Here is a 24549-nt window from a genome sequence, read left to right as displayed (position 1 = left end):
GCTAAGCGACGGGAGCCTTAGACGTTTGCGGGGCCGCGCTCTAGCGTTTGCGGAAAATCAGGCCCCAGACGAACAGCACCAGCACGGCGCCGACGATGGCGGCGATGGCGCTGGAAACCCAGCCCATGTAGTGGAAGCCGAGCAGATCGACGATCAGCCACTTGCCGACCAGGCCGCCGACCAGGCCGGCCGCCAGGTTCATGAGAAGCCCGTCGTTGCGGCGCAGAATCTTCTCGGCCACCCAGCCGGCGAAGATCCCGATGAGAATAGCGACAATCCAGTTCACGCCGACCATGAAAGCTCTCTCCAGATGAGTCCCTGGCGTTAACTCCAGGTTGGGGCGGAGGTTCCTCTGTTGTCGACCACAGGTCAACGGCGCGGCAGTAGAGAGGCAAGTCCCGTCAAAAGCAGAGCCGAAACGGCCGCCGCGCCCAGCACCATCCAGAACGACAGCACCGGCCAGCCGACCATGCCGGCGATCCACGGCGCCGCCAGCCCGCCGGCCAGCGCCGCCGCCATGCCGGTAAAGGCCGACCGCCGACGCCCCGTCGCCAACGCCGCCAGGGCGCCGAGGACAAAGCTGATCAGCACGAGGCCGAAGAGGCCGGGCAGGGGCATGGGGGGATGATGTACCAGCCAGAGGTTCCCGTCATCCCACACGCCTCACCGCCCCCTGCTACCGTCATCCTAGGGCTTGTCCCTAGGATCCCGCTATCCGCTTGCTCTCACGGTGGGGTGGAGGCGCGGCCGCGCCTCCAGAGCATGGGCTTGCTGCGGCTGAACCCGGGATCCTGGGCACAAGGCCCAGGATGACGGTAGCAGGGAAGAGCGAACACCGGTGTGCAACGGCGTCTGGACCCTTCATCCGCTCAGGCGTAGGACGCCGACCATGACGTCGTTCCTGCGTTCCGACCGCTCCACCGCCGTGGCCGTCTGGCTGGCGGTGGTGGCGCTGTTCATCCTGGCCATGGTGGTCGTCGGCGGGGCCACCCGGCTGACCGGCTCGGGCCTGTCGATCACCGAGTGGAAGCCGATCATGGGCGCCCTGCCGCCAATGGGCGACGCCGCCTGGGCCGAGGCCTTCCACAAATACCAGCAGATTCCCCAGTTCAAGCTGGTCAACGCCGACATGACCTTGGCGCAGTTCAAGGGCATCTTCTGGTGGGAGTGGGGCCACCGGCTGCTCGGCCGCCTGGTCGGCCTGGTCTTCGCCATCCCCTTCGTCGTGTTCCTGATCCGCCGCCAGATTCCCAAACGCCTGATCTGGCGCTGCGCCGGCCTGTTCATGCTCGGCGGCCTGCAGGGGCTGGCCGGCTGGTGGATGGTGGCCAGCGGCCTCTCCGAGCGCGTCTCGGTCGCGCCCGAGCGCCTCAGCCTGCACCTGGGCCTCGCCCTGATCCTGTTCGTCGCCGTCGTCTGGACGGCGCTGGACGCCGCCGCCGGCCAGCCGCGCCAGGCCAGCGTCACCCGCTGGCGGACCGGCGCCCTGGTCTTCCTCGGCGCCGTCTTCCTCCAATGCCTGCTCGGCGCCCTGGTGGCCGGCACGGACGCCGGCTTCGTCTACAACGACTGGCCGTTGATGAACGGCCACGCCTGGCCTCAGGACTACCCCGGCAGCGGCCTCTGGCAGACGTTTGCCCACAACCAGGCCTCGGTGCAGCTGCACCATCGCCTGGGCGCCTACGCCATCGCCCTGGCCACGGCCGTCATCGTCCTGCTCGCTGGCCGCGACCGTACCCTGAATTCAAATTCGAAGCAGGCGGCCTTCATTCTGGGCGGCGTTGTCCTGCTGCAGATCGCCCTGGGGGTCGCCGCCCTGATGCTGGTCGTGCCGCTCTGGCTCGGCTTGCTGCACCAGGCCGGCGCCGTGCTGCTGCTGGCGGCGGCGACCCTGTTCGCCTGGCGGGTGCGCCGGCTCTAGAGTCTGCCGGAAATCCCCATGCGGCGCCCATGCTTTTGTCGGCCGATCCCAAGGCAATCCCGACACCACCCCGATGGAACCGCTAACCGATGTCTATGAAAAAATCGAAATAAAACAAATAGATAGGAGTGGGTCGAAGGGGCGTTCCGTGCTAGTATTTCCTTCGGCCGCCTACAGCCCGATCCCGCCGACCGGCTCGGTCTCGAAATACGGCCCCATGTCCTTGATCAGCGGACGCCCCTTGGCGATCGCCGCCTGCACCGCCGGGAGTTTCAGCGACCCCTGATGATCCGCCTGGCTCTTCCACACCTCCGTCACCCACAGCGCGTCCGCCTCCTTGGCGTCGCGGGCCACGATGTAGCTCAGGCAGCCGGGCATGCCGCCGGTCTCTTCGGTCAGGATGGCGATCAGGGCGTCGCGCTGTCCCGGGTGGGCGGTCATCTTGCCGATCAGGCCGTACATCTGGGTCTCCTCAGCCACGGCGCCGCCGGCCAGCGCGACGGCGCTGACCGATCCGGCGACAAAGGCGCGTCGATTGGGGCTCATCGGGCGAGATTAGGCCGCAAACAGCGGGCAGGGGAGGTGGAAATGTCGCGGTATTATGATACCGCACGACGAAAGGTGAGTGTTTTCAGTGCCTTCACCCTATTTCGACGTCATCACTACGGTTGACATCACGGCCGGGGCCCCGTACTAGCCCGCCCTCACGTCGGGGGCCGCTTGCTCCCGCCTGCAACGGAATACGAACCCATGATGAAGACCACGGCTTCGCTGAAGCCCGCCGAGGTCGAGAAGAAGTGGATCGTGATCGATGCCGAGAACGCCGTCGTCGGCCGTCTCGCCTCGTTCATCGCCATGCGTCTTCGCGGCAAGCATCGTCCTGACTACACCCCGCACGTCGATTGCGGCGACTACGTCGTCGTCCTCAACGCCGACAAGGTGAAGTTCACCGGCCGCAAGCTGGACCAGAAGATCTACTACCGCCACACCGGCCACCCGGGCGGCATCAAGCAGATCACCGCCGGCAAGCAGCTGAACGGCCGCTTCCCCGAGCGCGTCCTGGAAAAGGCCGTCGAGCGCATGCTGCCCAAGGAAAGCCCCCTGGCCCGCGCCCAGATGACCCACCTGCGCATCTACAACGGCGGTGAGCATCCGCACGAAGCGCAGAACCCTGAAACTGTCGCGTTCAAAGAGATGAACGCCAAGAACGTGCGGAGCGCCTGATGGCCGAAGGTCTCGAAGCCCTGCAAGCCCTGTCCTCGTCGCCTGAAGCGGCGCCGGCGGAGCCCAAGATCGACAAGTTCGGCCGCGCCTACGCGACCGGCAAGCGCAAGAACGCCATCGCCCGCGTCTGGATCAAGCCCGGCAAGGGTTCGATCACCATCAACGGTCGCGACCAGGAAGTGTACTTCGCTCGCCCGGTGCTGCGCATGATGCTGGCCCAGCCGTTCGAAGTCTGCGACCGCGTCGGCCAGTTCGACGTCGTCGTCACCGTTGAAGGCTCCGGCCTGTCCGGCCAGGCCGGCGCGGTGCGTCACGGCGTCTCCAAGGCCCTGACCTACTACGAGCCGGGCCTGCGCACGCTCCTGAAGCCGCACGGCTTCCTGACCCGCGACAGCCGCGTCGTCGAGCGCAAGAAGTACGGCAAGGCCAAGGCCCGCCGTAGCTTCCAGTTCTCGAAGCGCTAGCGCGCGAGGGTTCATACCTTTGCGAAAGGGCGCTTCGGGCAACCGAGGCGCCCTTTTTCTTTGTCTGATAGGATTTCCATGATGGCCCCGAAGATCTTCATCGATGGCGAAGCCGGCACCACCGGCCTGCAGATCCGCGAACGGCTGGAAGGCCGCCGCGACATCCAGCTCGTCTCGATCGATCCGGCCCGCCGCAAGGATGCCGAGGCGCGGGCCGAACTGCTCAATGGCGCCGACCTGGTGGTGCTCTGCCTGCCGGACGACGCGGCGCGCGAGGCGGTCGGCCTGATCAGCAGCAACAGCGTCAAGGTCATCGACGCCTCGACGGCCCATCGGGTCGCCGACGGCTGGACCTATGGCATGGCCGAACTGCCCGGCCAGCGCGCCGCCATCGCCGCCTCGACGCGGGTCAGCAATCCCGGCTGCTACCCGACCGGCGCCATCGCCCTGATCCGGCCCCTGATCGACGCCGGCATCCTGCCGGCCGACTACCCGGTCAGCGTCAACGCCGTCAGCGGCTACACAGGCGGCGGCAAGTCGATGATCGCCGAGTTCGAGGGCGAGGGGGCCGAGGCCTTCCGCATCTATGGCCTGACCCAGAAGCACAAGCACGTCCCCGAGCTGCAGAAGAACACCGGCCTCACGGTGCGGCCCTTCTTCGCCCCCAGCGTCGGCCGCTATGCCCAGGGCATGATCGTCGAGGTCCCGCTGTTCCTGGACCGGCTGAACGGCGCCCCGAGCCTGGCCGACCTCCATGCCTGCCTGAAGGCCGCCTACGCCGGCGAGCCCTTCGTCACCGTCGAGGACACGGCCGGGATCACCGGCCTGGAGCCGGAGGCCCTCAACAACACCAACCGCATGCAGCTGTTCGTCTTCGGCGGCGACGGCCAGGCCCGCCTGGTCGCCCGCCTCGACAACCTCGGCAAGGGCGCCTCGGGCGCGGCGGTGCAGAACATGAACCTGATGCTCGGCCTGCCGGAAGGCGCCGGGCTGTGACCCTGCGACGGGCCGTCCTCGCCGACGCCCCGGCCATCGCGGCCCTCTACCGCCTGAGCGCCTGGCACCCGCACATCCATACCCCGGACGAGGACCTGGCCTTCTTCTCAGGGACAATGCTGCCGGGCCAGACCGTCTGGGTGATCGAGGACGGGCAGGGCGGTCTGGCGGCCTATGCGGCCGGCGTGGACGGGCGGCTGAACCACCTGTTCGTGCACCCGGGGGCGCAGGGGCGGGGACATGGCTCGCGGCTGCTGGAGGTCTTCCAGGCGGGGGTTGAGACGCTGGACCTGTGGACCTTCCAGGGCAACGTCCGGGCGCGGGCCTTCTATGAGCGGAAGGGCTTCGCCGCCGTCGAGTTCACGGACGGCGAGGGCAATGAGGAGAAGCTTCCCGACGTCCGCTACGCGTGGCGGCGCTGAAGGCGGGAGCGCCGTCCCTCCCCGAATTGGGGAGGGCAGGCGGGCGAAGCCCGCCGGGTGGGGAAGTGGCGAGCGCCACAGATACCGAACCTTCCCAGGCGCTGATCCAGCCCACTCGTCCTCGTTCAAACCGACTTCCCCACCCGACGTGCGTACCGCGCGTCTGCCCTCCCCAATTCGGGGAGGGAGGGGTCTAGGCGCCGTTCAGCCAAGCCTGTTCAGCGTCCAGCATGGCCTCCACGAGATCCGGCCGATCAATCCCCGCCAGATCGGCCCGAGGCGTCTTGCCGCCTTCCTCCAGCAGGTACGACAGGAACCGCAAGCTCGGCCGATACCCCGCCAGCCGCGCGGCATCCAGCACCGGCGTCTCGCCCGGAATCCGCGCCGCCATGGCGTCCTCGAAATACACCGCGCCCAGCCGCGCGATCCGCCACACCCCGTCCCGCCGCTCGACCCGGGCATGCATCCGCGCATGGCTGGTGACCATGACCTCGACCCCGCCAACCCGCCCACCGAGCAGGATCGCCGCCCCGCTCTCGGCCAGGGCCCGGTCGCCGTTCAGGGTGACCAGGGTCGGGGCCATCTGGTGCAGGTGCCGCATGCCCGCCGCGAAGGCCTTCTCCGAGGCGGCCACGAACGCCGGCCCGCTGGTCTCGATCCAGCTGATGCTGACCACGCTGTCGGGATGGAAGCAGGCCGCCATCCGCGCCCATTGGCCCTGGTCGCGCGCCGCCCGTTCGGTCTGAACCACCTCGGCGACAGCCAGCTTGTCGAGTTCCAGCACGGGGGCCACCTTGTTCTGCCGGCTTGACCCTATCCCAGATTCCACGCGACAGGCCCACCGATGACCGACCTGCCGGACGAGCACGATACCGAAGACGCCGCCACCCTGGCCTTCTACGAGCAGAAGGCGGCGGCCTACGCCGCCCGCCGCCAGCCGGGCCGCAACCCGGCCCTCGACCGCTTCATCCAACGGCTGGGCCCCGGCGCCTCCGTGCTGGAACTGGGATGCGGCGGCGGCCAGGACGCGCTGGTGATGCTGGAGGCCGGCCTGCGGGTCACCGCCACCGATGGCTCGCCGGCCCTGGCGGCGCAAGCCGCCGCCCGCCTGGGGCGGCCGGTGAGGGTGATGACCTTCGTCCAGCTGCGCGAGGAGCGGCGCTATGACGGCGTCTGGGCCAACGCCAGCCTGCTGCACGCGCCGGCCGACGCCTTGCCCGACATCCTCGGCCGCATCTGGCGGGCGTTGAAGCCCGGCGGCCTGCTGTTCGCCAGCTTCAAGGCCGGCGAGGGTCCCGGCCGCGACAGTCTCGGCCGCTACTACAATTTCCCGAGCCGCGAGGGCCTGGAGGGCGCCTTTCGCCAGGCCGCGCCCTGGGCGGACCTGACCATCGAGACCCAGGCCGGCGGCGGCTACGACGGCGTTGAGCGGACCTGGCTCCTGGCCTGGGCCGTCGCGGCGCCGGCAGACCCCCAAGCATAGAAAAAGCCCGGCGGCGAACCCCCGGGCTCATTCAATCGGTCTGTCCAGTCGCTCAGACGGTCGGCTTGGGCACGTCCAGGCCGGTCGGGGCCGGGTTCGCCACCGGGGTCGGCTGCGGCGCGGGGACTGGAGCCGGGGTGGCCGGACGCTGGAACTTCAGGCTGCGGCCCTGGAAGAAGGCGCCGGTTTCCATGGCCAGCTGCTCATGGGTGATGTCGCCGTCGATGTAGCTGGTGCCGTAGAGGCGGACCTGCTTGGCGGTCACCGAGCCGACGATGCGGCCGCGGACCTCGGTGGCCTCGGCATAGACGCTGCCCTCAATGTGGCCGGTCTCGCCGACGGTCAGGCGGCCGACGCGGACGTCGCCGCGCACCACGCCGTCGATCTGCAGCTCGCCATCGCCGGTGACGCCGCCCTCGATGGTAATGCCGCTGGAGATCAGCGAGGCGACCTTCGGCTTGGGCTTGGGCGCATCCAGGGCCGAGGCGGTCGTCGGCGCAGCGACAGGCTCGGGCGTGGCCGACTTGACGGGCGTCGGGGCAGGCTTGTTAGCGGGCTTGCTGAACATATTCACCGGCTTTCAGATAACGGTTGGGGTTCTGGGGGCGACCCGCCACCCAAATCTCGTAGTGCAGGTGCGGACCCGTCGAACGGCCGGTGGAGCCCATGGCCCCGATCCGCTGCCCGACGCCGACCCGCTGGCCCACCGACACCGAGATGCCTTGCAGGTGGGCGTAGCGCGTCTTGAAGCCGCCACCATGGTCTACTTCGATGGTGTTGCCATAGCCTGAACGAACGCCGGTAAACGAGACGACGCCCGGCGCCGTGGCGAAGATCGGCGTGAAGAAGCCGCCCGGGAAGTCGAGGCCCGAGTGGAAGGCCGGCCGCCGGGTGAAGGGGTCGAGGCGCACGCCGTAGCTGGACGACACCGCCGCAGCGCCGGTCGGGCGGAAGAAGGGCAGGGACTGGGCCGCCTCGGTCAGGCCGCGCATGTCGCTCATGTTGGTGCTGGCCCGCTGGATGCGGCGGGCGAAGTCCTCGTCGACGTCGAGGACGGCGGCCAGGGCGCGCGGGTCCTTGGAGTCGATCAGTGGCCCGCCCAGCGAGCTGCCGCGGCCGGTGTAGCCCTCGGGCGTCAGGCCGGCCAGGCGGAAGGCGGCGCGCAGGCGCTCGGCCCGGGTCTTGGCGAAGTTGTCGGCGGCGTCGATCAGCCGCTCCTGGTCCATGCGGGTGTAGGTCACCCGCTCGACCGGATTGCTCGACATCAGGCGGGGCTTGGTCGGGGCCAGGGCCTGGGCGGCGCCGGGCACGCCCTTGAATTCCTGGAACAGCTGGGCCAGCGCCGCGTGGCGCTTTTCGACCGACACGGCCATCTCGGCGAAGCTGCCGTTGTTGGCGTTGAGCTGGGCCATGGCGCTGTTGAGGCGCGCCTGGCGGTCGGCGTTGACGCGTTCGTAGTAGGCCTTCTGGCGGACCAGCTCCTGGTCCGAGGCCCCGGCCGACAGGGCGTTGACCATCATGGCGGCGGTGGAAATCCCCAGCCACAGCGACAGCAGGGCGACGACGCCGGCCCCAGCCATCTGCTTGGCGGTGGACAGCACGTAGCCGCGCATCTCGCCGCCCGAGCGGACGTAGAGATGCCGTTCAGGAAAGAGCTCTTCCAGAGCCCTGCGAACTCGCCGCAAGCGTGTTGACGCCATAGCCCCCGAGACCCGGTTTGTGTCCGAGCGCGATATGCCGCTATGTCGAGAAATGACGCAAGGGCCTTCGCGTGTCGCGGGTGAGCCCGGCGCGCGGAAAGCCTTTGTCGCTCAACGGTTAACCAAACCGTGACAGCCACGCCAGCGTCTTGGGCTGTTTGAGTGAATTCCTGACTATATTGGTTAACGCCCGCGACGAAATCGCCACAGTTACTGACGGGTCAGTTTCGTGCTCAAAATGGGGCGTCATACCGTCGCACGGCGGACGGTTCAGAGCTCCTGGACGGCCTTCAGCACCTCGGCCGCGTGACCGCCGACCTTCACCTTGCGCCAGACGCGGCGGATGACGCCCTCGCCGTCGATCAGCCAGGTCGAGCGGTCGATGCCCATATACTCGCGGCCGTAGAGCTTCTTTTCGACCCAGGCGCCGTAGCGCTCGATGACGTCGCTCTCTGCGTCGGAGCCGAGCTCGACCTTGAGGTCGTGCTTGGCGCGGAACTTTCCGTGCTTGGCGGCGGTGTCCTTGGAAACGCCGATGACGGTGGCGCCGGCCTTGGCGAACTCAGTGGCCAAGGCGCTGAAGTCCTTGCCCTCCGTCGTGCAGCCGGGGGTGTCGTCCTTGGGGTAGAAGTAGAGGACCACCGTCCGGCCCTTGAGCGCCGCCAGGCTGACCCGGCCGCTGTCGCTGGGCAGGTCGAAGTCGGGGGCCTTGTCGCCGGGTTTGAGTTCCGTGGTCATTTCGTTCGCTCCGGAAGAGGGGACACATTGAATTCGCAGAATTCAATGTGTCCCCGTTTCGCTTGCTAGACCGGCCGGACCAGGACGATCTTCTTCTTGCCCTGGGACAGCTTGACGACCCCGTCGACCAGATCGGCCTGCGTGATCAGCTTCATCCCGTCCATTTCCTGCACGTCGTTGACCCGCAGACCGCCGCCCTGGGCAAGGCGGCGAGCCTCGCCGCGTGAGGTCGAGAGACCGGCGTCGACGGCCAGCGCCGCCAGCATGATACCTTCCGCCAGACTGGCGGCCGGGATCTCGATGGTCGGCAGGTCGTCCGACAGGGCGCCCTTCTCGAAGGCCTGGGTGGCGGCGTCACGGGCGGCGCGGGCGGCCTCCTCGCCATGCAGCATCCGCGTCGCCTCGTCGGCCAGCACCTTCTTGGCGTCGTTGATACCGGCCCCGGGCAGGGCCTCCAGCCGGGCGATCTCGTCCAGCGGCAGGTCGGTGAACAGCCGCAGGAACTTGCCGACGTCGGCGTCCTCGGTGTTCCGCCAGAACTGCCAGTAGTCGTACGGCGACCGCATGTCGGCGTTCAGCCACACCGCCCCTGCCGCCGTCTTGCCCATCTTGGCCCCCGACGAGGTCGAGAGCAGGGGGGTGGTCAGGCCGAAGGCCGGCTTCTGGTCGACGCGGCGGATCAGCTCGACGCCGTTGAGGATGTTGCCCCACTGGTCCGAGCCGCCCATCTGCAGGGTGCAGCCGAAACGACGGTTGAGCTCCAGGAAGTCCGTGGCCTGCATCAGCATGTAGTTGAACTCGAGGAAGGTCATCGGCTGCTCGCGCTCAAGCCGCAGCTTCACCGAGTCGAACGCCAGCATGCGGTTGACCGTGAAATGGACGCCGAACTCGCGCAGGAAGTCGATGTAGCCGAGCTTGGAGAGCCATTCGTCATTGTTGACGATGACCGCGTCGGTCGGGCCGTCGCCGAAGGTCAGGAATTTGGCGAACACACCGCGGATGGAGTCGATGTTGGCCTGGATGTCGGCTTCGCTGAGCAGCTTGCGCGACTCGTCCTTGCCGGTCGGATCGCCAACCTTGGTCGTCCCGCCGCCCATCAGCACGATCGGCTTGTGGCCGGCCTGCTGCAGCCGGCGCAGCAGCATGATCTGGATCAGGCTGCCGACGTGCAGCGAAGGGGCGGTGGCGTCGAAGCCGATGTAGCCGGTGACGATCCCGCCGGACGCGGCTTCGTCGAGCTCGGCGGGATGGGTGATCTGATGGATGAAGCCGCGGTCCCGCATGGTCTGCAGGAAGGCGGACTTGAACTCAGCGGTCTCGGTCATGATGGCCGCCTGTATCATGGGCGGGCGGTCGTGCAAGGCGATAGACATCGATAGCTCCTGATTGAGGGGCCGGCGACGCTGTCAGGTCTTTGGGATTGGACATGCCGCCGGGGTTGGGCGGCATGCGATCGCAACGCCGCTCGTCAGAACGAGCGGGCGTAATAGAGGGCGGCGAGGGCGGCCTTGGCGATCATGGGTCGCGGATTAGCGTGGGGCATTGACCGCCGTCAACGGGTCGCTATCCAAAGATGATGCTGCTGTCCTTGGCGCCACATCCCGATACGCCGTGCCCGGCGATCCGTGAGATCGCGGTCGAGGCGGCGCGGTCGGGCGCGAGCCTCTCGCTGAGCTTTGTCGTGAGCGGTGACATCAGCCAGGTCGTTCTTCCGGAACACAAGCGTCGAGGCCGCGCCGACGAACTCTGGAAACACACCTGCCTCGAAGCCTTTGTTCGGCCCGCCACCCAAATCCGATCACCCCGACGAAAGTCGGGGCCCAGTGTCCACGATCTCTCAGAAGGCAGCGCTGATCAGAGCCAAATGGTCCAAGTTGAGCGGCCTCTGGGCCCCGACTTTCGTCGGGGTGATCGGGTAGAGAGGGGGGGGTACGCCGAGATCAATCTCTCTCCGTCTGGCCAGTGGGCCGCCTATGGTTTTGACGGCTATCGAACCGGAATGGCGGAGAGAGCGGGATTCGAACTGATCTCCCTCGCCGAGGAGCGTTCCGACAGCCGATACCAACTGACCGCGGCCCTCGAGCTGACCGATTTGCCAGGCGACAGCGACTGGTCGGTTGGGCTATCGGCCGTGATCGAACTGGCGGACGGCCGCCGTTGCTTCTGGGCCCTGGCCCATGCACCGGGCCAGCCCGACTTCCACCATCCCGACGCTTTCACCGCCACCCTGCCTCCGGAGTCCCCATGAAGTTCGGCCTCGACCGCCTCCTCGCCGATCCGGAGCTGCGCCGCGAGCTGTCGGGCCGTCGCGTGGCGCTGCTGGCCCATCCGGCCTCGGTGACCGCAGACCTGACCCACAGCCTCGACGCTCTGGCCGCCTGTCCGGAGATCAAGCTGACCGCCGCCTTCGGGCCGCAGCACGGCATGCGCGGTGACAAGCAGGACAACATGATGGAGTCGCCGGACTTCACCGATCCGGTGCACGGCATCCCGGTGTTCAGCCTCTACGGCGAGGTGCGCCGCCCGACCGGCCAGTCGATGGGCACGTTCGACGTCATCCTGATCGACATGCAGGACCTCGGCTGCCGCATCTACACCTTCATCACCACCCTGCTCTATGTGATGGAAGCCGCCGCCGAGCACGGCAAGGCCGTCTGGGTGCTCGACCGTCCCAACCCCGCCGGCCGGCCCGTCGAGGGCCTGACCCTGCTGCCCGGCTGGGAGAGCTTCGTCGGCGCCGGCCCGCTGCCTATGCGCCATGGCCTGACGCTTGGCGAACTCGGCCACTGGTTCATCGACCACTACAGGCTGGACCTCGACTACCGGGTCATCTCCATGGAGGGCTACGTTCCCGACGCCGCCCCCGGCCACGGCTGGCCCCTGGGGGAGCGGACCTGGGTCAACCCCAGCCCCAACGCCCCCAACCTGTGGATGGCCCGCGCCTACGCCGGCACCGTGATGCTGGAGGGGACGACGCTGTCAGAGGGCAGGGGCACCACCCGGCCGCTGGAACTGTTCGGCGCGCCGGACATCGACGGCCGGGCGGTGATCGCCGAGATGCGCAAGCTGGCGCCGCAGTGGCTGCAGGGCTGCACCCTGCGCGACATCGCCTTCGAGCCGACGTTCCACAAGCATGTGAAGGCCCTCTGCAGCGGCGTGCAGATCCACACTGAGGGACCGGAATACGACCATGCCGCCTTCAAGCCCTGGCGGCTGCAGGCGCTCGGCTTCAAGGCCATCCGCCGGCTCTATCCGGACTACGACCTGTGGCGCGACTTCCCCTACGAGTACGTGCTCGACAAGCTCGCCATTGACGTCATCAATGGCGGTCCGGGCCTGCGCGAATGGGTCGATGATCCGGCCGCCACGCCGGGCGACCTCGACGCCCTGACCACGCCCGACGAAACCAACTGGGAGGAGGTGCGCCGGCCGCACCTGATCTATTGATGGCGATCCCCACCGGCACGGAAGCGGCGCGGCCCTTCGTTCCCGCCAAGGACTTCGAGGTCAGCAAGGCCTTCTACAAGGCGCTGGGGTTCGAGGTGCTGAGCGAGGGCCAGGTGGCCATCTTCGGCATCGGCGCGAGCGCCTTCATCCTCCAGAACTACTTCCAGAAGGACTGGGCCGAGAACTTCATGATGCAGCTGATGGTCGATGACCTGGACAGCTGGTGGGACCACATTCAGGCGCTCGACCTGCCGGGCCGCTTCGGCGTGCCGCCGCCCAAACCCCCGGCCTTGCAGCCGTGGGGCCTGCGCCTCGCCTATGTCTGCGATCCGTCCGGTGTGCTGTGGCACGTGACTCAGCGCCGGGAGGGCAAGGCCTCCGACTGAGTCGAAGGCAGAGGGGACACATTGAATTCTGCGAATTCAATGTGTCCCCGTTTCTTCAGCCGGCCTTGGAGGCCTTGTGGCGTTCGATGCCTTCCAGGACCATCCGCCGGGCCTCGGCGGCGTCGCCCCAGCCCTTCACCTTCGTCCACTTGCCGGGCTCGAGGTCCTTGTAGTGGACGAAGAAGTGCTCGACCTGGTCCAGAGTGATCTGCGGCAGGTCGGTGTAGTTTTTGACGCTGTCATAGCGCGCCGTCAGGTGCGACGAGGGCACGGCGATCAGCTTCTCGTCGATGCCGGCCTGGTCCTCCATGAACAGCACCCCGACCACGCGGCAGCTCATCACCGCGCCCGGCGCGATGGCGCGGGTGTTCATGCAGATGACGTCCACGGGGTCGCCGTCACCCGACAGGGTGTGGGGGATGAAGCCGTAATTCCCCGGGTAGCGCATCGAGGTGTAGAGGAAGCGGTCGACGAACAGCACGCCGGCTTCCTTGTCCATCTCGTACTTGATCGGCTCGCCCCCCAGCGGCACCTCGATGATCACATTCACATCCTCGGGCGGATTCTTCCCGATGGAGAGGGCGTCGATATTCATCAGGCGGGCTCGGCTTCCAGGCGTTTGTCGAGGTAGTCGCCGACGTGGCGTTCCACGTCCGGCAGGTTTTCGGCCCAGAAGTGGGTGGCGCCCTCGATCAGGTCGTAATCGATGACGATGCCCTTCTGGCTGCGCAGCTTGGTCACGACCCGCTCGACCTCGACCGGCGGCGTCACCGTGTCGTTGCTGCCGTGCAGGAACAGGCCGGAGGCCGGGCAGGGGGCCAGGAAGCTGAAGTCGTACATGTTGGCCGGCGGCGAGACGCTGATGAAGCCATCGGTCTCGGGGCGGCGCATGAGGAGCTGCATGGAAACCCAGGCGCCGAAGCTGTAGCCGGCGACCCAGCACTGGCTGGCGGTCGGGTTGGTCGACTGCAGCCAGTCGAGCGCCGTGGCCGCGTCGGCCAGTTCGCCGATGCCGCCGTCGAATTCGCCCTGGCTGCGACCGACGCCGCGGAAATTGAACCGCAGGGTCGAGAAGCCGCGCTTCATGAACAGGTGGTACATCTGAACCGCCACCGGGTGGTTCATGTGCCCGCCGGCGCGCGGATGGGGGTGCAGGATCAGGGCGATCGGGGCGTTTTCACGCTTGCCGGGGGAATACCGGCCTTCGATCCGGCCTGCCGCGCCGGTCAGAACCACTTCGGGCATATGAACTCATCTCCTCTTGTGCGGCGCCGAATACTTGACCGCTGCGCTTGGTCTTCCTAGATCAGGCGCTCCGCAGCGGCCCGGCCGATGCGCGGCGCGGGCTTTAGCACAGGGCCCCTGCCGGATGCCAAGGAATCCGCCATGCGTCTGTCCACAAAAGGCCGCTACGCCGTCATGGCCATGACCGACCTGGCTGGCCGTCAGGACGCGGAAGGCTCGCGCGCGGTGTCATTGGCCGAGATCGCCGCCCGTCAGGAAATCTCCCTGAGCTACCTGGAACAGCTGTTCGCGCGCCTGCGCCGGCGCGGCCTGGTCAAGAGTCTGCGCGGCCCTGGCGGCGGCTATCGCCTGGCCCGGCCGGCCACCGAGACTCACATCGCCGAGATCGTGCTGGCGGTGGATGAGCCGCTTCGGGCTACCCGCTGTGGCCATGCCACCGGCAAGGGCTGCATGAAGGCCGGGGTGCGCTGCTCGACCCACGACCTCTGGGAGGAAATGGGTCGCCAGCTGCACAGCTATCTGGCGTCGGTCTCCCTGGCCGACGTGCTGGAAGGGCGCCTGACCCCTGATTCCAAGGCCGCCGCATGACGAGCGTCTACCTCGACTTCAACGCCACCGCCCCGGTGCGGCCGCAGGCGAGAGCGGCCTTGAACGCCGTGCTCGATCGCGTCGGCAACCCGTCGTCGGTGCATGCCGCCGGCCGCGCCGCCCGCGCCGACCTGGAGCGGGCCCGTGAGGCTGTCGCCGCCTTGGTCGGCGTCGTGCCGGGCTCGGTCACCTTCACCAGCGGCGGCACCGAAGCCAGCGCCCTGGCCATCGAGAGCGCCGTCGCCGCGAAGTTCGAGCGCATCCTGCTCGGCGCCACCGAACATGACGCCGTCTGGGAAGCCGCCCACGTCGCCGGCCTTCCCGTAGAGATCTGGCCGGTCGATGAGAACGGCGTCGCCGATCTCGCCTGGCTCGACGAAGCCTTGGCCCGGCCGGGCAGGGCGCTGGTCTGCCTGATGCTGGCCAACAACGAGACGGGTGTCATCCAGCCGGTCGCCGAGGCTGGCGCGAAGGTCCGCGCCGCCGACGGCTGGCTGCACGTCGATGCGGTTCAGGCGGCCGGCAAGATCGCCATCGATTTCAGCGCTTTGCAGCCTGATACGCTGTCGCTGTCGGCCCACAAGATCGGCGGCCCGCAGGGCGTCGGCGCCCTGGTCGCCGGCACCCGCGCCACGCTCGCTCGCCGCCAGCACGGCGGCGGCCAGGAACGCGGCCGCCGCGCCGGCACCGAAAACCTGCCCGGCATCGCCGCCTTCGGCGCGGCCGCCCGTGAGGCCTTGGCCGGCGTCGAGCCGCTCGCGGCTCAGTCCGCCTGGCGCGACGCCCTGCAGGCCAAGCTGGAAACCGCCGGCGCCACCGTCCTCGGCAAGGATGCGGCCCGCCTGCCTCAGACCCTCTGCGTCGCTTCCGAAGATTGGCCCGCTGAAACCCAGGTGATGATCATGGACCTCGGCGGGGTGATGATCAGCGCCGGGGCCGCCTGTTCCTCCGGCAAGGTCAAGCCGAGCCGCACGGTCGAGGCCATGGGCCGGCCCGACCTCGCCCCCTATTCCATCCGCATCAGCGGCGGCTGGTCGAGCACTGAAGCCGACTGGATCCGCGCCGGCGATGTCTGGCTGGAGGCGCTGGCGCGCCGCCGGCCCAAGATCAAGGAAGTTGCCTAAGTCATGGCCGCCGTTAAGGAAACTGTCGATCAGGTCGGGGCGCTGGAAGCCTACAAGCACGGCTTCGTCACCGACATCGAACAGGACTTCGCCCCCAAGGGCCTGAGCGCCGACACCGTCCGCTTCATCTCCGCCAAAAAGGAGGAGCCGGAGTGGATGCTGCAGTGGCGGCTGGAAGCCTATGAGCGCTGGCTGGCGCTGGAAGAGCCCGACTGGGCCAAGGTCAGCTTCCCCAAGATCGACTACCAGGACTCGTACTACTATGCCGCGCCGAAGGATCCGGCCTCCGGTCCCCTGAGCCTGGACGAGGTCGATCCCGAGATCCTGGCCACCTACGCCAAGCTCGGCATCCCCTTGAAGGAACAGGAAGTTCTGGCCGGCGTCGTCGGCGCGCCGCGCTACGCGGTCGACGCGGTGTTCGACAGCGTCAGCGTGGTGACCACCTTCAAGAAGGAACTGGCTGCCGTCGGCGTCATCTTCTGCTCGATGAGCGAGGCGATCCGCGAGCACCCGGAACTCGTCCGCAAGTACCTGGGCTCGGTGGTGCCGGTCAGCGACAACTATTTCGCCTGCCTGAACAGCGCCGTCTTCAGCGACGGCTCCTTCGTCTATGTGCCGCCGGGCGTGAAGTGCCCGATGGAACTCTCGACCTATTTCCGCATCAACGCCGCCGAGTCCGGCCAGTTCGAGCGCACCCTGATCATCGTCGACAAGGGCGCCCAGGTTTCCTACCTGGAGGGCTGCACCGCCCCGATGCGCGACATCAACCAGCTGCACGCCGCCGTGGTCGAGCTGGTGGCGCTGGAAGACGCGACGATCAAATACTCCACCGTCCAGAACTGGTATCCGGGCGACCCCGTGACCGGCAAAGGCGGCATCTACAACTTCGTCACCAAGCGGGCCGACTGCCGCGGCGACCGCTCCAAGGTGTCGTGGACCCAGGTCGAGACCGGCTCGGCCATCACCTGGAAATACCCCTCCTGCGTCCTGCGCGGCGAGGGCAGCGTCGGTGAGTTCTATTCCATCGCCATCACCAACGGCCGCCAGCAGGCCGACACCGGCACCAAGATGATCCACCTGGGCGCCAACACCCGCTCGCGGATCATCTCCAAGGGCATCAGCGCCGGCAAGTCGTCCAACACCTATCGCGGCCTGGTCTCGGCCCACCCGAAAGCCAAGGGCGCCCGCAACTTCACCCAGTGCGACAGCCTGCTGATCGGCAAGGAATGCGCCGCCCACACCGTGCCCTACATCGAGGCCCGCAACGGCCAGGCGGTGTTCGAGCACGAGGCCACCACCACCCGCCTGTCGGAGGACCAGCTGTTCTACGCCATGCAGCGGGGCCTGGGGCAGGAAGAGGCCGTCCAGCTGCTGGTCAACGGCTTCGTCAAGGACGTGCTGCAGGAACTGCCGATGGAGTTCGCCGTCGAGGCCCAGAAGCTGGTGGCGATCAGCCTGGAGGGCTCGGTCGGCTGATGCTGCGCGCCATCGACCACGTCCAGATCGCCATTCCGCCGGGCGGCGAAGAGCGCGCCCGGCCGTTCTATCGCGACCTCTTGGGCCTGAGCGAAGTGCCCAAGCCCGAGCCGCTGGCCTCGCGCGGCGGCTGCTGGTTCGAGGCCGGGGCCATCAAGGTGCATCTCGGCGTCGAACAGGATTTCCGCGCCAACACCAAGGCCCATGTCGCTTTCCTGGTCGACGATGTGGCGAGGCTGACCGGCCGCGCCATGGCTGCCGGCTATGCGATCAAACCCGACGACGAACTCGGCGATGTCGAGCGCGTCTTCATCTACGACCCCTTCGGCAACAGGCTCGAATTCCTGAAGCCCATTTCGCAAGTGAATTGAATGCTCTCGATCAAGAACCTCCACGCCACGGTCGCCGATAAGCCGATCATCAAGGGCCTGACCCTCGATGTCCCGGCTGGGGAGGTGCACGCCATCATGGGGCCGAACGGGGCCGGCAAGTCGACGCTGTCCTACGTGCTCACGGGGCGCGAGGGCTATGAGGTCACGGAAGGGTCGGCCACCCTCGACGGCGAGGACCTGCTGAGCCTCGATCCCAACGAGCGGGCGGCGCGGGGTGTCTTCCTGTCGTTCCAATATCCGCTGGAAATTCCAGGGGTTCCGGCCCTGACCTTCATCCGCGCCGCCCTCAACGCCCAGCGCAAGGCGCGCGGCGAACCGGAAGTCGCGGCGCCGGCCTTCCTCAAGCAGGCGCGGGAGACCGCCGCTTCGCTGAAGATCGACTTCGACATGCTCAAGCGCAGCCTGAATGTCGGCTTCTCGGGCGGCGAGAAGAAGCGGATGGAGATCTTCCAGATGGCGATGCTGTCGCCGCGCTTCCTGATCCTCGACGAGACCGACAGCGGCCTGGACATCGACGCCCTGAAGATCGTCGCCGGCGGCGTCAACGCCATGCGCAGCCCCGACCGCGCCATGCTGGTCATCACCCACTACCAGCGCCTGCTGGACTACATCAAACCCGACCGCGTCCACGTCCTCTCGGCCGGCCGCATCGTCGCCTCCGGCGGGCCCGAACTGGCCCACGAGCTGGAAGCCGAAGGCTACGACAAGTATGGGAAGGCCGCGTGAGCCTCTCCACCGCCCTCCGTACCGGCGACCTTGCCGAGCTGCCGTCGCGCCGCGACGAGGACTGGCGCTGGACCGACCTGCGCGGTCTGATCCGCCAGCTGCCGGCAGCCTCGCCTGAGGCCGCCATCGCCGCCGGCGGTCCGTTCGCCGGTCTCGGCGAGGAACTGGCCGTGGTCAACGGCCGCGCCCTCGGCTTCCCCGGCCTGATCGCCGAGGGGGAGGGTGACCACGTCGCTTCGCTGCGCTTCGTCTCCACCACCGCCGGCACCGGCCACCACGCCCGCATCCAGGTCGAGGTGGAGGCCGGCGCGAAGCTGACCCTGCTGGAAAGCTATGAGGGCCAGGCGGCCGGCTACATCGCCAGCACCGAACTGGAGATCACCCTCGGCGAAGGCGCGCGGCTGGAGCGCATCGTCCTGGCCGCCGACGACGCCGAGGCCATCAACGTCTCGACCGCCACCGTCACCCTCGCGGCCGGCGCCAGTTTCAACCAGACCGTCCTGACCACCGGCGCCCGCCGCCAGCGCCTGGAGACCCGGCTCGCCCATCCCGGCGCCGGGGCCAGCGTCCGCCTGGACGGCGCCTATCTGCTCGAAGGCCAGCGCCACGCCGACCTGACCACCGTCGTCACCCACGGCGGCGTCGACGGGACCACGGCCCAGCTGACCAAGGGTGTCGTCCGCGACCAGGCGCGCGGCGTCTTCCAGGGCCGCATCGTCGTCGAGCCCGGCGCCGACCGCACCGACGCCCGCATGCGCCATCAGGCGCTGATCCTCTCCGAACGGGCCGAGGTCGACGCCAAGCCCGAGCTGCTGATCTTCGCCGACGACGTGCAGTGCGCCCACGGCAACACGGTCGGCGCCCTGGACGAGGACGCCATCTTCTACGCCATGCAGCGGGGCCTGCCCGCCGACCGGGCCCGCGCCATGCTGACCGCCGCCTTCGTCGGCGAGGTCATCGACCGCATCGAGCACGAGGGCGCCCGCGCCGTCGCCCTGGCCTGGGCCGAGCAGCAGCTGGGGACGCTCTGATGGCCTTCGACGTGGAAGCCGCCCGCGCCCAGTTCCCGATCCTGTCGCGCCAGATCAACGGCAAGCCGTTGGTCTATCTGGACAACGCCGCCAGCGCTCAGAAGCCGCGCGCCGTCATCGAGGCCATCACCGGCGTCATGGAAGGCAGCTATGCCAACGTCCACCGCGGCCTGCACACCCTCGCCAACGAAACCACCGATGCCTATGAAAAGGCTCGCAAATCGGTCACCCGCTTCCTGAACGCGGACGAAGGCGAGATCGTCTTCACCAAGGGCGGCACCGAGGCCATCAACCTGGTCGCAAACACCCTGGGCCAGTCGCTGGGGGAGGGGGACGAGATCCTCGTCACCCAGATGGAGCACCACTCCAACATCGTCCCCTGGCACCTGCTGCGCGAGCGCAAGGGCGTTGTCCTGCGCTTCGCCCCGGTGACCGAGAGCGGCGAGCTGGACATGGCCGCGACGCTGAAACTGATCGGCGCCCGCACCAAGCTGGTCGCCGTCACCCACATGTCCAACGTCCTGGGCACGATCAATCCGGTGAAGGCCATCACCGACGCCGCCCACGCCGCCGGCGCCCTGGTGCTGATCGACGGCTGCCAGGGCGCGGTTCACACCATCGTCGATGTGAAGGCGTTGGACTGCGACTTCTACGTCGCAACCGGCCACAAGCTGTACGGTCCGACCGGCATCGGCATCCTCTATGGCAAGGCCGAGCGCCTGGCCGCGTTGCCCCCCTACCAGGGCGGCGGCGAGATGATCGGCACGGTCACGGAAGAGGCCATCACCTATGCCGACCCGCCCATGCGCTTCGAGGCCGGCACCCCGCCGATCATCGAGGCCATTGGCCTGGGCGCCGCCGTCGACTGGCTGATGGCCTTCGACCGCGAAGCCATCGCCCGCCACGAACGCGCCCTCTACGACCGGGTCATCGAGCGCCTGGACGGAGCCAATTGGCTGCGCATCCTCGGCACGGGGGCCGACAAGGGGGCCATCCTGGCCTTCACCGTCGAGGGCGCCCACGCCCACGACATCGCCCAGATATTGGACAAGCAGGGGGTGGCGGTGCGCGCCGGCACCCACTGCGCCGAGCCTTTGATGGCCCGGTTCGGCGTCACGGCGAGCGCGCGCGCCTCCTTCGCCCTATATAACACCCTGGACGAGGCCGACGCGTTCGCCGACGCGCTGGTCAAAGCCCGCAGCTTCTTCGCCTGAGAGATCATGACCGAGACCGCCATCACTCCCCTGAGCCAGGCCGAACTGGACGTGCTGACCGACAAGCTGGTCGAGCAGTTGAAGACGGTGTTCGACCCGGAGATCCCGGTCGACATCTATGAGCTCGGCCTGATCTACAAGGTCGACGTCTCCGACGACAAACACGTCGCCATCGACATGACCCTGACCGCCCCGGGCTGTCCGGTGGCTGGCGAGATGCCGGGCTGGGTCGAGGACGCCATCATGGAACTGCCGGACATCAAGTCCTGTGTCGTCGAGCTGGTCTTCGATCCGCCGTGGGATCCGTCCCGGATGTCGGACGAGGCCAAGCTGCAGCTGAACATGTTCTGACCATGGAAACCGTAACCCCCCGCGCCCGCCGCCCCCGCCCCAAGGTCGTCACCCTCAGTGACAGCGCCGCGATGCGGGTGAAGGAGATCATGGCCAAGGCGGAGAAGCCCTATGCCGGCCTGCGCGTGGGCGTGAAGAACGGTGGCTGCGCCGGCCAGGAGTACGTCCTCGAATACGCCGAGACGGCTGGCCCGCTCGACGAGGTGGTCGAGGACAAGGATGTGCGCATCCTCATCGACCCCAAGGCGGTGTTGTTCCTGATCGGCACCACCATCGACTACGAGGTCAGCCGGCTGTCCTCGAAGTTCGTCTTCCGCAATCCGAACGAGACGGACGCGTGCGGCTGCGGGGAAAGCGTGACGATCATCCCGGCGTCTGCCGACCAGAACTGACCCTTCTCCCGCTTGTCGGGAGAAGGTGGCCGCGAAGCGGTCGGATGAGGGCAGCACCGGCATTGGCCGAGCTGCCCTTTGTTATGTTTGGAAGACTGCTTGAAGGGCTGGCGCTGCCCTCATCCGACCCCCTTCGGGGGCCACCTTCTCCCGACAAGCGGGAGAAGGGAGAGGCTAGGCGGCTTCCGCCCGTTCCCGCGCTGCCATCTTCTTCACCTCATCCGGCGTCGGCACCAGAACCGAGGGTTCTAGCGGTTGGCCGGTGGCTTCGGCGATCAGTTCCTGGCTGCGGTTCTCGACGACATCTCGCAGGCGCTTGAGGAAGGCGTTCTTGTCGGGCCCGACCTCCATCGGCTCCAGGAACTCGACCGTGCACTGGCCTGGCGTCTTCTTGAAGTCCTGCTGCCGCCAGAACAGCCCCAGGTTCGTCGCCACCGGCACCACCGGCAGGCCAAAATCGCGGGCCATGAAGTAGACGCCCGAGCGGTAGCGGAAGTGCTCGCCGGGTCTCGCCAGGTTGCCTTCCGGGAAGATCAGGATGCGGCGGCCTTCCTTGTGGGCCAGGGCCGAGCTTTCGGTCAGCGCCTTGCGGGCTTCAGGCCCGCCGCAGTTGTCGACGACGATGGCCCCCAGCTTCTTCAGGATGCCGCCGACCAGCGGGAACTTCTCCATATGGTCGCCGGTCACGAAGGTCAGGTTCGGCACCGACGAATAGAGCACGAAGCCGTCGCCCCAGCTGTGGTGCTTGGCGGCGGCGATGAAGGCGCCCTCGGGCAGCCGCTCCTTGCCCTTCACGGTGACGTCGATGCCGGCGATGGCCCGCATGCCCCACATCATCCGGTGGGTGTAGAGCTTGATCGCGCCCGCCGTCGGCCGGCGGCCGGGCAGGATCGACAGCAGGACGGCGCTCAGGGCGTAGAACACCGTGGCGGCCCAGTAGTAGCAGGCGAAAAGGATCGAGCGCATGGACGCGATGATTCCCTAAAAGCGTTAGCGGGCGAACAACACAGCCTGGACGGCGGCGGTCATCATCGGGGCGTGGGCCGACAGGCTGTCGTCGCCGAGGCGGCCGTAGGCCTTGTTCTGGGCGGTCTGGGTGATCACCCCGATGGCCATGGCGGCCAGCAGCCGGGGGTCGGCCGGCGGCAGTTCGGAGTTGATCATCGCCTGTTTGATGATGGTCTCGGTGATGGTCACCGGGTCGCGGCCGTCCTCCTGGTAGAGGGGGATGAAGCGGTGCAGCTGGGTCAGGTGGAAGGCGAAGGTCAGCCAGTCCTCGTCGGCCACTTCGCAGTAGGCGCGGACGATGGCGGCGGCCTTCTCGCGGATGCCGCCGGCCCGCATGGCGCTTTCTTCGATCAGCGAGGAGAGGCGGCGATGGACGGTCATGAACAGGCTGACGGCCAGTTCGTCCTTGCTGCGATAATGGCGGTAGAGGGCGCCTTCGGAGACCCCGGCCTCCATGGCGATGGCGCGGGTGGTGGCTCCGTCGACGCCTTCGCGAACAAAGACTTCAAGGGCGGCGCGTTCGATGCGAGGCTTGGCGGACATGATTTCCCTCTCCGATGTGAACAGATGCTCACATTTCGAAGGAGATCGCAAGTGATCAATCACTCACATTTTGGAATTGTCGATGGCCGACCACCTTGAAGACCTGTTCGAACCGCTCGGCGAGGTCGTCGTGAAGCGGATGTTCGGCGGCAAGGGCGTCTGGCTGGACGGGATGATGTTCGCCCTGGTGTTCGGCGAGACCGTCTATCTGAAGGTCGACGACCAGACCCGCGAGACCTTCGTCGCCGCCGGTTCGCAGCCCTTCGTCTATCACCAGCGCAAACGCGACCGCCAGGCCAGCCTGCCGTACTTCAGCCTGCCGGAAGAGGCGCAGGACGATCCGGTCGAGGCCTCACGTTGGGCGCGGCTGGCGCTGGAGGCGGTGCTGCGGAGCAAGGCGCCGAAAAAGGGCAAAAAGGCCCGGGCCGATATCGGACCCGGGCCTTGGGATGGCTAGTTCCTCCCCCATCGGGGGGTGAGGCGCATGCGCCGAACGACCGCCGCCGAAGGCGGTGGTGGAGGGGGTCCGCTCCCGACGGTGGGGACCCCCTCAGTCACCCGCTTCGCGGCTGCCAGCTCCCCCGAAGGGGGAGCAACTTTAGGCGCCTTTGAACGCCGCCGGCCGCTTCTGCAGGAAGGCGCTGACGCCCTCGACGAAATCGTCCGTCTTGCCGGCGATCTTCTGGGCCTGACGTTCGGCCGCCAGCTGTTCGGACCAGCTGTTGTCCTGGCTGTCCCAGATCAGCTGGCGGATCTGGCCCAGCGAGGCGGGGCCATTGGCGAGCTCCTTGGCCACCGCGATGGCCGCGCCCAGCAGGTCTGCGTCCGGCACGACGCGGTTGCACAGGCCCCACTCCAGCGCCTTGGCGGCCCCGATCTTGTCGCCCATCAGGGCCATTTCCATGGCCCGGGCCCGGCCGATCATGCGCGGCAGCAGATAGGTGGAGCCGCCGTCCGGCACCAGGCCGATGCGGCGGAAGGCCTGCAGGAAGTAGCCGCTCTCGCCGACCAGGATGTAGTCGCCCAGCAGGCCGAAAGAGCAGCCGATGCCGGCCGCCGCGCCGTTGACGGCGGTGACCAGCGGCACGGGGAGGTTCCTGATCACATCGACGAGGGGATTGTAGACCGTCTCCAGCCCCCGGCCGGCGTCCGGCTTGCCGTCGACGTCCAGCTCGCGGCCGGCCGCGCCACCGCCCGACAGGTTGGCGCCCGAGCAGAAGCCGCGGCCCTCGCCGGTCAGCACGATGGCGCGGGCCTTCACCTGGCCGGCGGCGATGCTGCTGAAGGCGTGATTGAGTTCGCTGGCCAGGTCGATACCGGCGGCGTTCATGGTCGCCGGATCGGCCATCGTCACCACGGCCACGCCGTCGACGACCTCGACCTTGATCTTCTTGTAGTCCATGCCGGACCTCCCTGATGCTTTGGCGGGAGGTTGGGCCCAATAACGCCGGGGAACGCCAGCCCTTTTTTGGGATGGGGGCTGGTTCCACGCCGACCGCGCGTCCGTCATCCTAGGGCTTGTTGTTCAGCCCGGGGACATAGCGGACACCTGTTCGGGGACATGGCTGACACTTTGCGAGCGGGTCAAGTCGATGCTTGCAACCCGGTGGCTAGCGAAGAAGACGCCGTAGAGGCCGTCGGTGTTGAGGGGTCGGATGGCGAGGCGCTCGCCGCAGAA

General features: G+C 67.8%; 32 protein-coding genes and 1 pseudogene. 19 read left to right on the top strand and 14 right to left on the bottom strand.

Features of this window, described 5'->3' with window-relative positions; genetic code table 11:
- Positions 1–40: 40 nt before the first annotated feature.
- Positions 41–295: a GlsB/YeaQ/YmgE family stress response membrane protein gene (locus tag AC1RSK_RS12680; protein ID WP_492907911.1), complete on the bottom strand. Its 255-nt coding sequence runs from the start codon at positions 293–295 to the stop codon at positions 41–43.
- Between the two features lie 74 nt (positions 296–369).
- Positions 370–618, bottom strand: coding sequence for a hypothetical protein (locus AC1RSK_RS12675; RefSeq protein WP_492907910.1), 249 nt, complete (start codon positions 616–618; stop codon positions 370–372).
- Positions 619–889: 271 nt separating this feature from the next.
- Between AC1RSK_RS12675 and AC1RSK_RS12670 the strand changes: the two genes are divergently transcribed.
- On the top strand, positions 890–1921 hold the full coding sequence (locus AC1RSK_RS12670; RefSeq protein WP_492907909.1) for a COX15/CtaA family protein: 1032 nt from the start codon (positions 890–892) through the stop codon (positions 1919–1921).
- Between the two features lie 171 nt (positions 1922–2092).
- Here AC1RSK_RS12670 and AC1RSK_RS12665 read toward each other — a convergent pair whose 3' ends face one another.
- Entirely contained in the window at positions 2093–2467 is a 375-nt protein-coding gene (locus AC1RSK_RS12665; protein ID WP_492907908.1) for a putative quinol monooxygenase, read from the bottom strand.
- Positions 2468–2671: 204 nt separating this feature from the next.
- On the opposite strand from AC1RSK_RS12665, the gene rplM reads away from it, so the two are divergent.
- The 4 genes from rplM to AC1RSK_RS12645 all read left to right on the top strand — a co-directional run bounded on the left by rplM (position 2672) and on the right by AC1RSK_RS12645 (position 5027).
- Positions 2672–3145 (top strand): 50S ribosomal protein L13, encoded by a 474-nt coding sequence (gene rplM / locus AC1RSK_RS12660; RefSeq protein WP_492907907.1) that lies wholly within the window; start codon positions 2672–2674, stop codon positions 3143–3145.
- Entirely contained in the window at positions 3145–3609 is a 465-nt protein-coding gene (rpsI, locus tag AC1RSK_RS12655; protein ID WP_271065215.1) for a 30S ribosomal protein S9, read from the top strand. Before rplM ends, rpsI begins: the two co-directional genes overlap by 1 nt.
- 81 nt (positions 3610–3690) lie before the next feature.
- On the top strand, positions 3691–4605 hold the full coding sequence (gene argC / locus AC1RSK_RS12650; RefSeq protein WP_492907906.1) for an N-acetyl-gamma-glutamyl-phosphate reductase: 915 nt from the start codon (positions 3691–3693) through the stop codon (positions 4603–4605).
- On the top strand, positions 4602–5027 hold the full coding sequence (locus tag AC1RSK_RS12645; RefSeq protein ID WP_492907905.1) for a GNAT family N-acetyltransferase: 426 nt from the start codon (positions 4602–4604) through the stop codon (positions 5025–5027). Before argC ends, AC1RSK_RS12645 begins: the two co-directional genes overlap by 4 nt.
- A gap of 193 nt (positions 5028–5220) precedes the next feature.
- Here AC1RSK_RS12645 and AC1RSK_RS12640 read toward each other — a convergent pair whose 3' ends face one another.
- On the bottom strand, positions 5221–5820 hold the full coding sequence (locus tag AC1RSK_RS12640; RefSeq protein WP_492907904.1) for a nuclear transport factor 2 family protein: 600 nt from the start codon (positions 5818–5820) through the stop codon (positions 5221–5223).
- A 51-nt stretch (positions 5821–5871) separates the two neighbouring features.
- Here AC1RSK_RS12640 and AC1RSK_RS12635 point away from each other — a divergent pair, with 51 nt between their 5' ends.
- Positions 5872–6510 (top strand): class I SAM-dependent methyltransferase, encoded by a 639-nt coding sequence (locus tag AC1RSK_RS12635; RefSeq protein ID WP_492907903.1) that lies wholly within the window; start codon positions 5872–5874, stop codon positions 6508–6510.
- 52 nt (positions 6511–6562) lie between these two features.
- Here AC1RSK_RS12635 and AC1RSK_RS12630 read toward each other — a convergent pair whose 3' ends face one another.
- The 4 genes from AC1RSK_RS12630 to tyrS form a co-directional block, all read right to left on the bottom strand.
- Positions 6563–7078, bottom strand: coding sequence for a bactofilin family protein (locus AC1RSK_RS12630; RefSeq protein ID WP_492907902.1), 516 nt, complete (start codon positions 7076–7078; stop codon positions 6563–6565).
- Positions 7059–8210 carry a M23 family metallopeptidase gene (locus AC1RSK_RS12625; RefSeq protein ID WP_492907901.1) on the bottom strand — a complete coding sequence of 384 codons (1152 nt, stop codon included), beginning with the start codon at positions 8208–8210 and terminating at the stop codon, positions 7059–7061. The genes AC1RSK_RS12630 and AC1RSK_RS12625 overlap by 20 nt, the downstream gene beginning before the upstream one ends.
- A 270-nt stretch (positions 8211–8480) precedes the next feature.
- A complete protein-coding gene (locus AC1RSK_RS12620) occupies positions 8481–8948 on the bottom strand; it encodes a peroxiredoxin (protein ID WP_492907900.1) in 468 nt (155 codons plus the stop codon).
- A gap of 65 nt (positions 8949–9013) precedes the next feature.
- Positions 9014–10321, bottom strand: coding sequence for a tyrosine--tRNA ligase (gene tyrS / locus AC1RSK_RS12615; RefSeq protein WP_492907899.1), 1308 nt, complete (start codon positions 10319–10321; stop codon positions 9014–9016).
- Between the two features lie 200 nt (positions 10322–10521).
- Here tyrS and AC1RSK_RS12610 point away from each other — a divergent pair, with 200 nt between their 5' ends.
- The 3 genes from AC1RSK_RS12610 to AC1RSK_RS12600 are packed head-to-tail and all read left to right on the top strand — an operon-like array spanning position 10522 to position 12781.
- On the top strand, positions 10522–11196 hold the full coding sequence (locus AC1RSK_RS12610; RefSeq protein ID WP_492907898.1) for a DOMON-like domain-containing protein: 675 nt from the start codon (positions 10522–10524) through the stop codon (positions 11194–11196).
- Positions 11193–12395 (top strand): exo-beta-N-acetylmuramidase NamZ family protein, encoded by a 1203-nt coding sequence (locus tag AC1RSK_RS12605; RefSeq protein WP_492907897.1) that lies wholly within the window; start codon positions 11193–11195, stop codon positions 12393–12395. The genes AC1RSK_RS12610 and AC1RSK_RS12605 overlap by 4 nt, the downstream gene beginning before the upstream one ends.
- Positions 12395–12781 (top strand): VOC family protein, encoded by a 387-nt coding sequence (locus tag AC1RSK_RS12600; RefSeq protein WP_492907896.1) that lies wholly within the window; start codon positions 12395–12397, stop codon positions 12779–12781. Before AC1RSK_RS12605 ends, AC1RSK_RS12600 begins: the two co-directional genes overlap by 1 nt.
- 55 nt (positions 12782–12836) lie before the next feature.
- Here the strand turns inward: AC1RSK_RS12600 and ppa are convergent, their stop codons facing one another.
- Together ppa and AC1RSK_RS12590 are read right to left on the bottom strand one after the other, a co-directional pair.
- Positions 12837–13376 (bottom strand): inorganic diphosphatase, encoded by a 540-nt coding sequence (gene ppa / locus AC1RSK_RS12595; protein WP_492907895.1) that lies wholly within the window; start codon positions 13374–13376, stop codon positions 12837–12839.
- A complete protein-coding gene (locus tag AC1RSK_RS12590) occupies positions 13376–14026 on the bottom strand; it encodes an alpha/beta hydrolase (RefSeq protein ID WP_492907894.1) in 651 nt (216 codons plus the stop codon). Before AC1RSK_RS12590 ends, ppa begins: the two co-directional genes overlap by 1 nt.
- 141 nt (positions 14027–14167) lie before the next feature.
- On the opposite strand from AC1RSK_RS12590, the gene AC1RSK_RS12585 reads away from it, so the two are divergent.
- Genes AC1RSK_RS12585 through AC1RSK_RS12545 form a run of 9 tightly spaced genes read left to right on the top strand, consistent with a single transcriptional unit; the run spans position 14168 to position 21320 of the window.
- On the top strand, positions 14168–14614 hold the full coding sequence (locus tag AC1RSK_RS12585; RefSeq protein ID WP_492907893.1) for an Rrf2 family transcriptional regulator: 447 nt from the start codon (positions 14168–14170) through the stop codon (positions 14612–14614).
- The gene (locus tag AC1RSK_RS12580; RefSeq protein ID WP_492907892.1) at positions 14611–15738 is read left to right on the top strand and encodes a cysteine desulfurase family protein; all 1128 of its coding nucleotides are present in this window, start codon (positions 14611–14613) and stop codon (positions 15736–15738) included. The genes AC1RSK_RS12585 and AC1RSK_RS12580 overlap by 4 nt, the downstream gene beginning before the upstream one ends.
- A gap of 3 nt (positions 15739–15741) precedes the next feature.
- Positions 15742–17214 (top strand): Fe-S cluster assembly protein SufB, encoded by a 1473-nt coding sequence (gene sufB / locus AC1RSK_RS12575; protein WP_492907891.1) that lies wholly within the window; start codon positions 15742–15744, stop codon positions 17212–17214.
- Complete coding sequence (locus tag AC1RSK_RS12570) at positions 17214–17585, top strand: VOC family protein (protein ID WP_492907890.1); 372 nt, start codon at positions 17214–17216, stop codon at positions 17583–17585. The genes sufB and AC1RSK_RS12570 overlap by 1 nt, the downstream gene beginning before the upstream one ends.
- The gene (gene sufC / locus AC1RSK_RS12565) at positions 17586–18332 is read left to right on the top strand and encodes a Fe-S cluster assembly ATPase SufC (RefSeq protein ID WP_492907889.1); all 747 of its coding nucleotides are present in this window, start codon (positions 17586–17588) and stop codon (positions 18330–18332) included.
- Positions 18329–19363, top strand: a complete 1035-nt coding sequence (gene sufD, locus AC1RSK_RS12560; RefSeq protein ID WP_492907888.1) for a Fe-S cluster assembly protein SufD — start codon at positions 18329–18331, stop codon at positions 19361–19363. Before sufC ends, sufD begins: the two co-directional genes overlap by 4 nt.
- The gene (locus AC1RSK_RS12555; protein ID WP_492907887.1) at positions 19363–20577 is read left to right on the top strand and encodes an aminotransferase class V-fold PLP-dependent enzyme; all 1215 of its coding nucleotides are present in this window, start codon (positions 19363–19365) and stop codon (positions 20575–20577) included. The genes sufD and AC1RSK_RS12555 overlap by 1 nt, the downstream gene beginning before the upstream one ends.
- 6 nt (positions 20578–20583) lie before the next feature.
- Complete coding sequence (locus AC1RSK_RS12550) at positions 20584–20928, top strand: SUF system Fe-S cluster assembly protein (RefSeq protein WP_492907886.1); 345 nt, start codon at positions 20584–20586, stop codon at positions 20926–20928.
- A 2-nt stretch (positions 20929–20930) separates the two neighbouring features.
- Positions 20931–21320 (top strand): HesB/IscA family protein, encoded by a 390-nt coding sequence (locus AC1RSK_RS12545; protein ID WP_492907885.1) that lies wholly within the window; start codon positions 20931–20933, stop codon positions 21318–21320.
- A 174-nt stretch (positions 21321–21494) separates the two neighbouring features.
- On the opposite strand, the gene AC1RSK_RS12540 is transcribed toward AC1RSK_RS12545, so the two are convergent.
- Together AC1RSK_RS12540 and AC1RSK_RS12535 are read right to left on the bottom strand one after the other, a co-directional pair.
- Positions 21495–22286: a lysophospholipid acyltransferase family protein gene (locus tag AC1RSK_RS12540; RefSeq protein ID WP_492907884.1), complete on the bottom strand. Its 792-nt coding sequence runs from the start codon at positions 22284–22286 to the stop codon at positions 21495–21497.
- A 24-nt stretch (positions 22287–22310) separates the two neighbouring features.
- Entirely contained in the window at positions 22311–22871 is a 561-nt protein-coding gene (locus AC1RSK_RS12535) for a TetR/AcrR family transcriptional regulator (protein ID WP_492907883.1), read from the bottom strand.
- 82 nt (positions 22872–22953) lie between these two features.
- On the opposite strand from AC1RSK_RS12535, the gene AC1RSK_RS12530 reads away from it, so the two are divergent.
- Entirely contained in the window at positions 22954–23328 is a 375-nt protein-coding gene (locus tag AC1RSK_RS12530) for a TfoX/Sxy family protein (protein WP_492907882.1), read from the top strand.
- 141 nt (positions 23329–23469) lie between these two features.
- Here the strand turns inward: AC1RSK_RS12530 and AC1RSK_RS12525 are convergent, their stop codons facing one another.
- The gene (locus AC1RSK_RS12525; protein WP_492907881.1) at positions 23470–24273 is read right to left on the bottom strand and encodes an enoyl-CoA hydratase/isomerase; all 804 of its coding nucleotides are present in this window, start codon (positions 24271–24273) and stop codon (positions 23470–23472) included.
- 123 nt (positions 24274–24396) lie between these two features.
- A pseudogene (locus AC1RSK_RS12520) lies at positions 24397–24549 on the bottom strand (IS481 family transposase); the annotation flags it as partial.

Source organism: Caulobacter sp. GW821-FHT11A05, from assembly GCF_058809015.1.
Note: the sequence above shows the minus strand (reverse complement) of the source record. Positions and strands in the feature narration are given on the sequence as shown.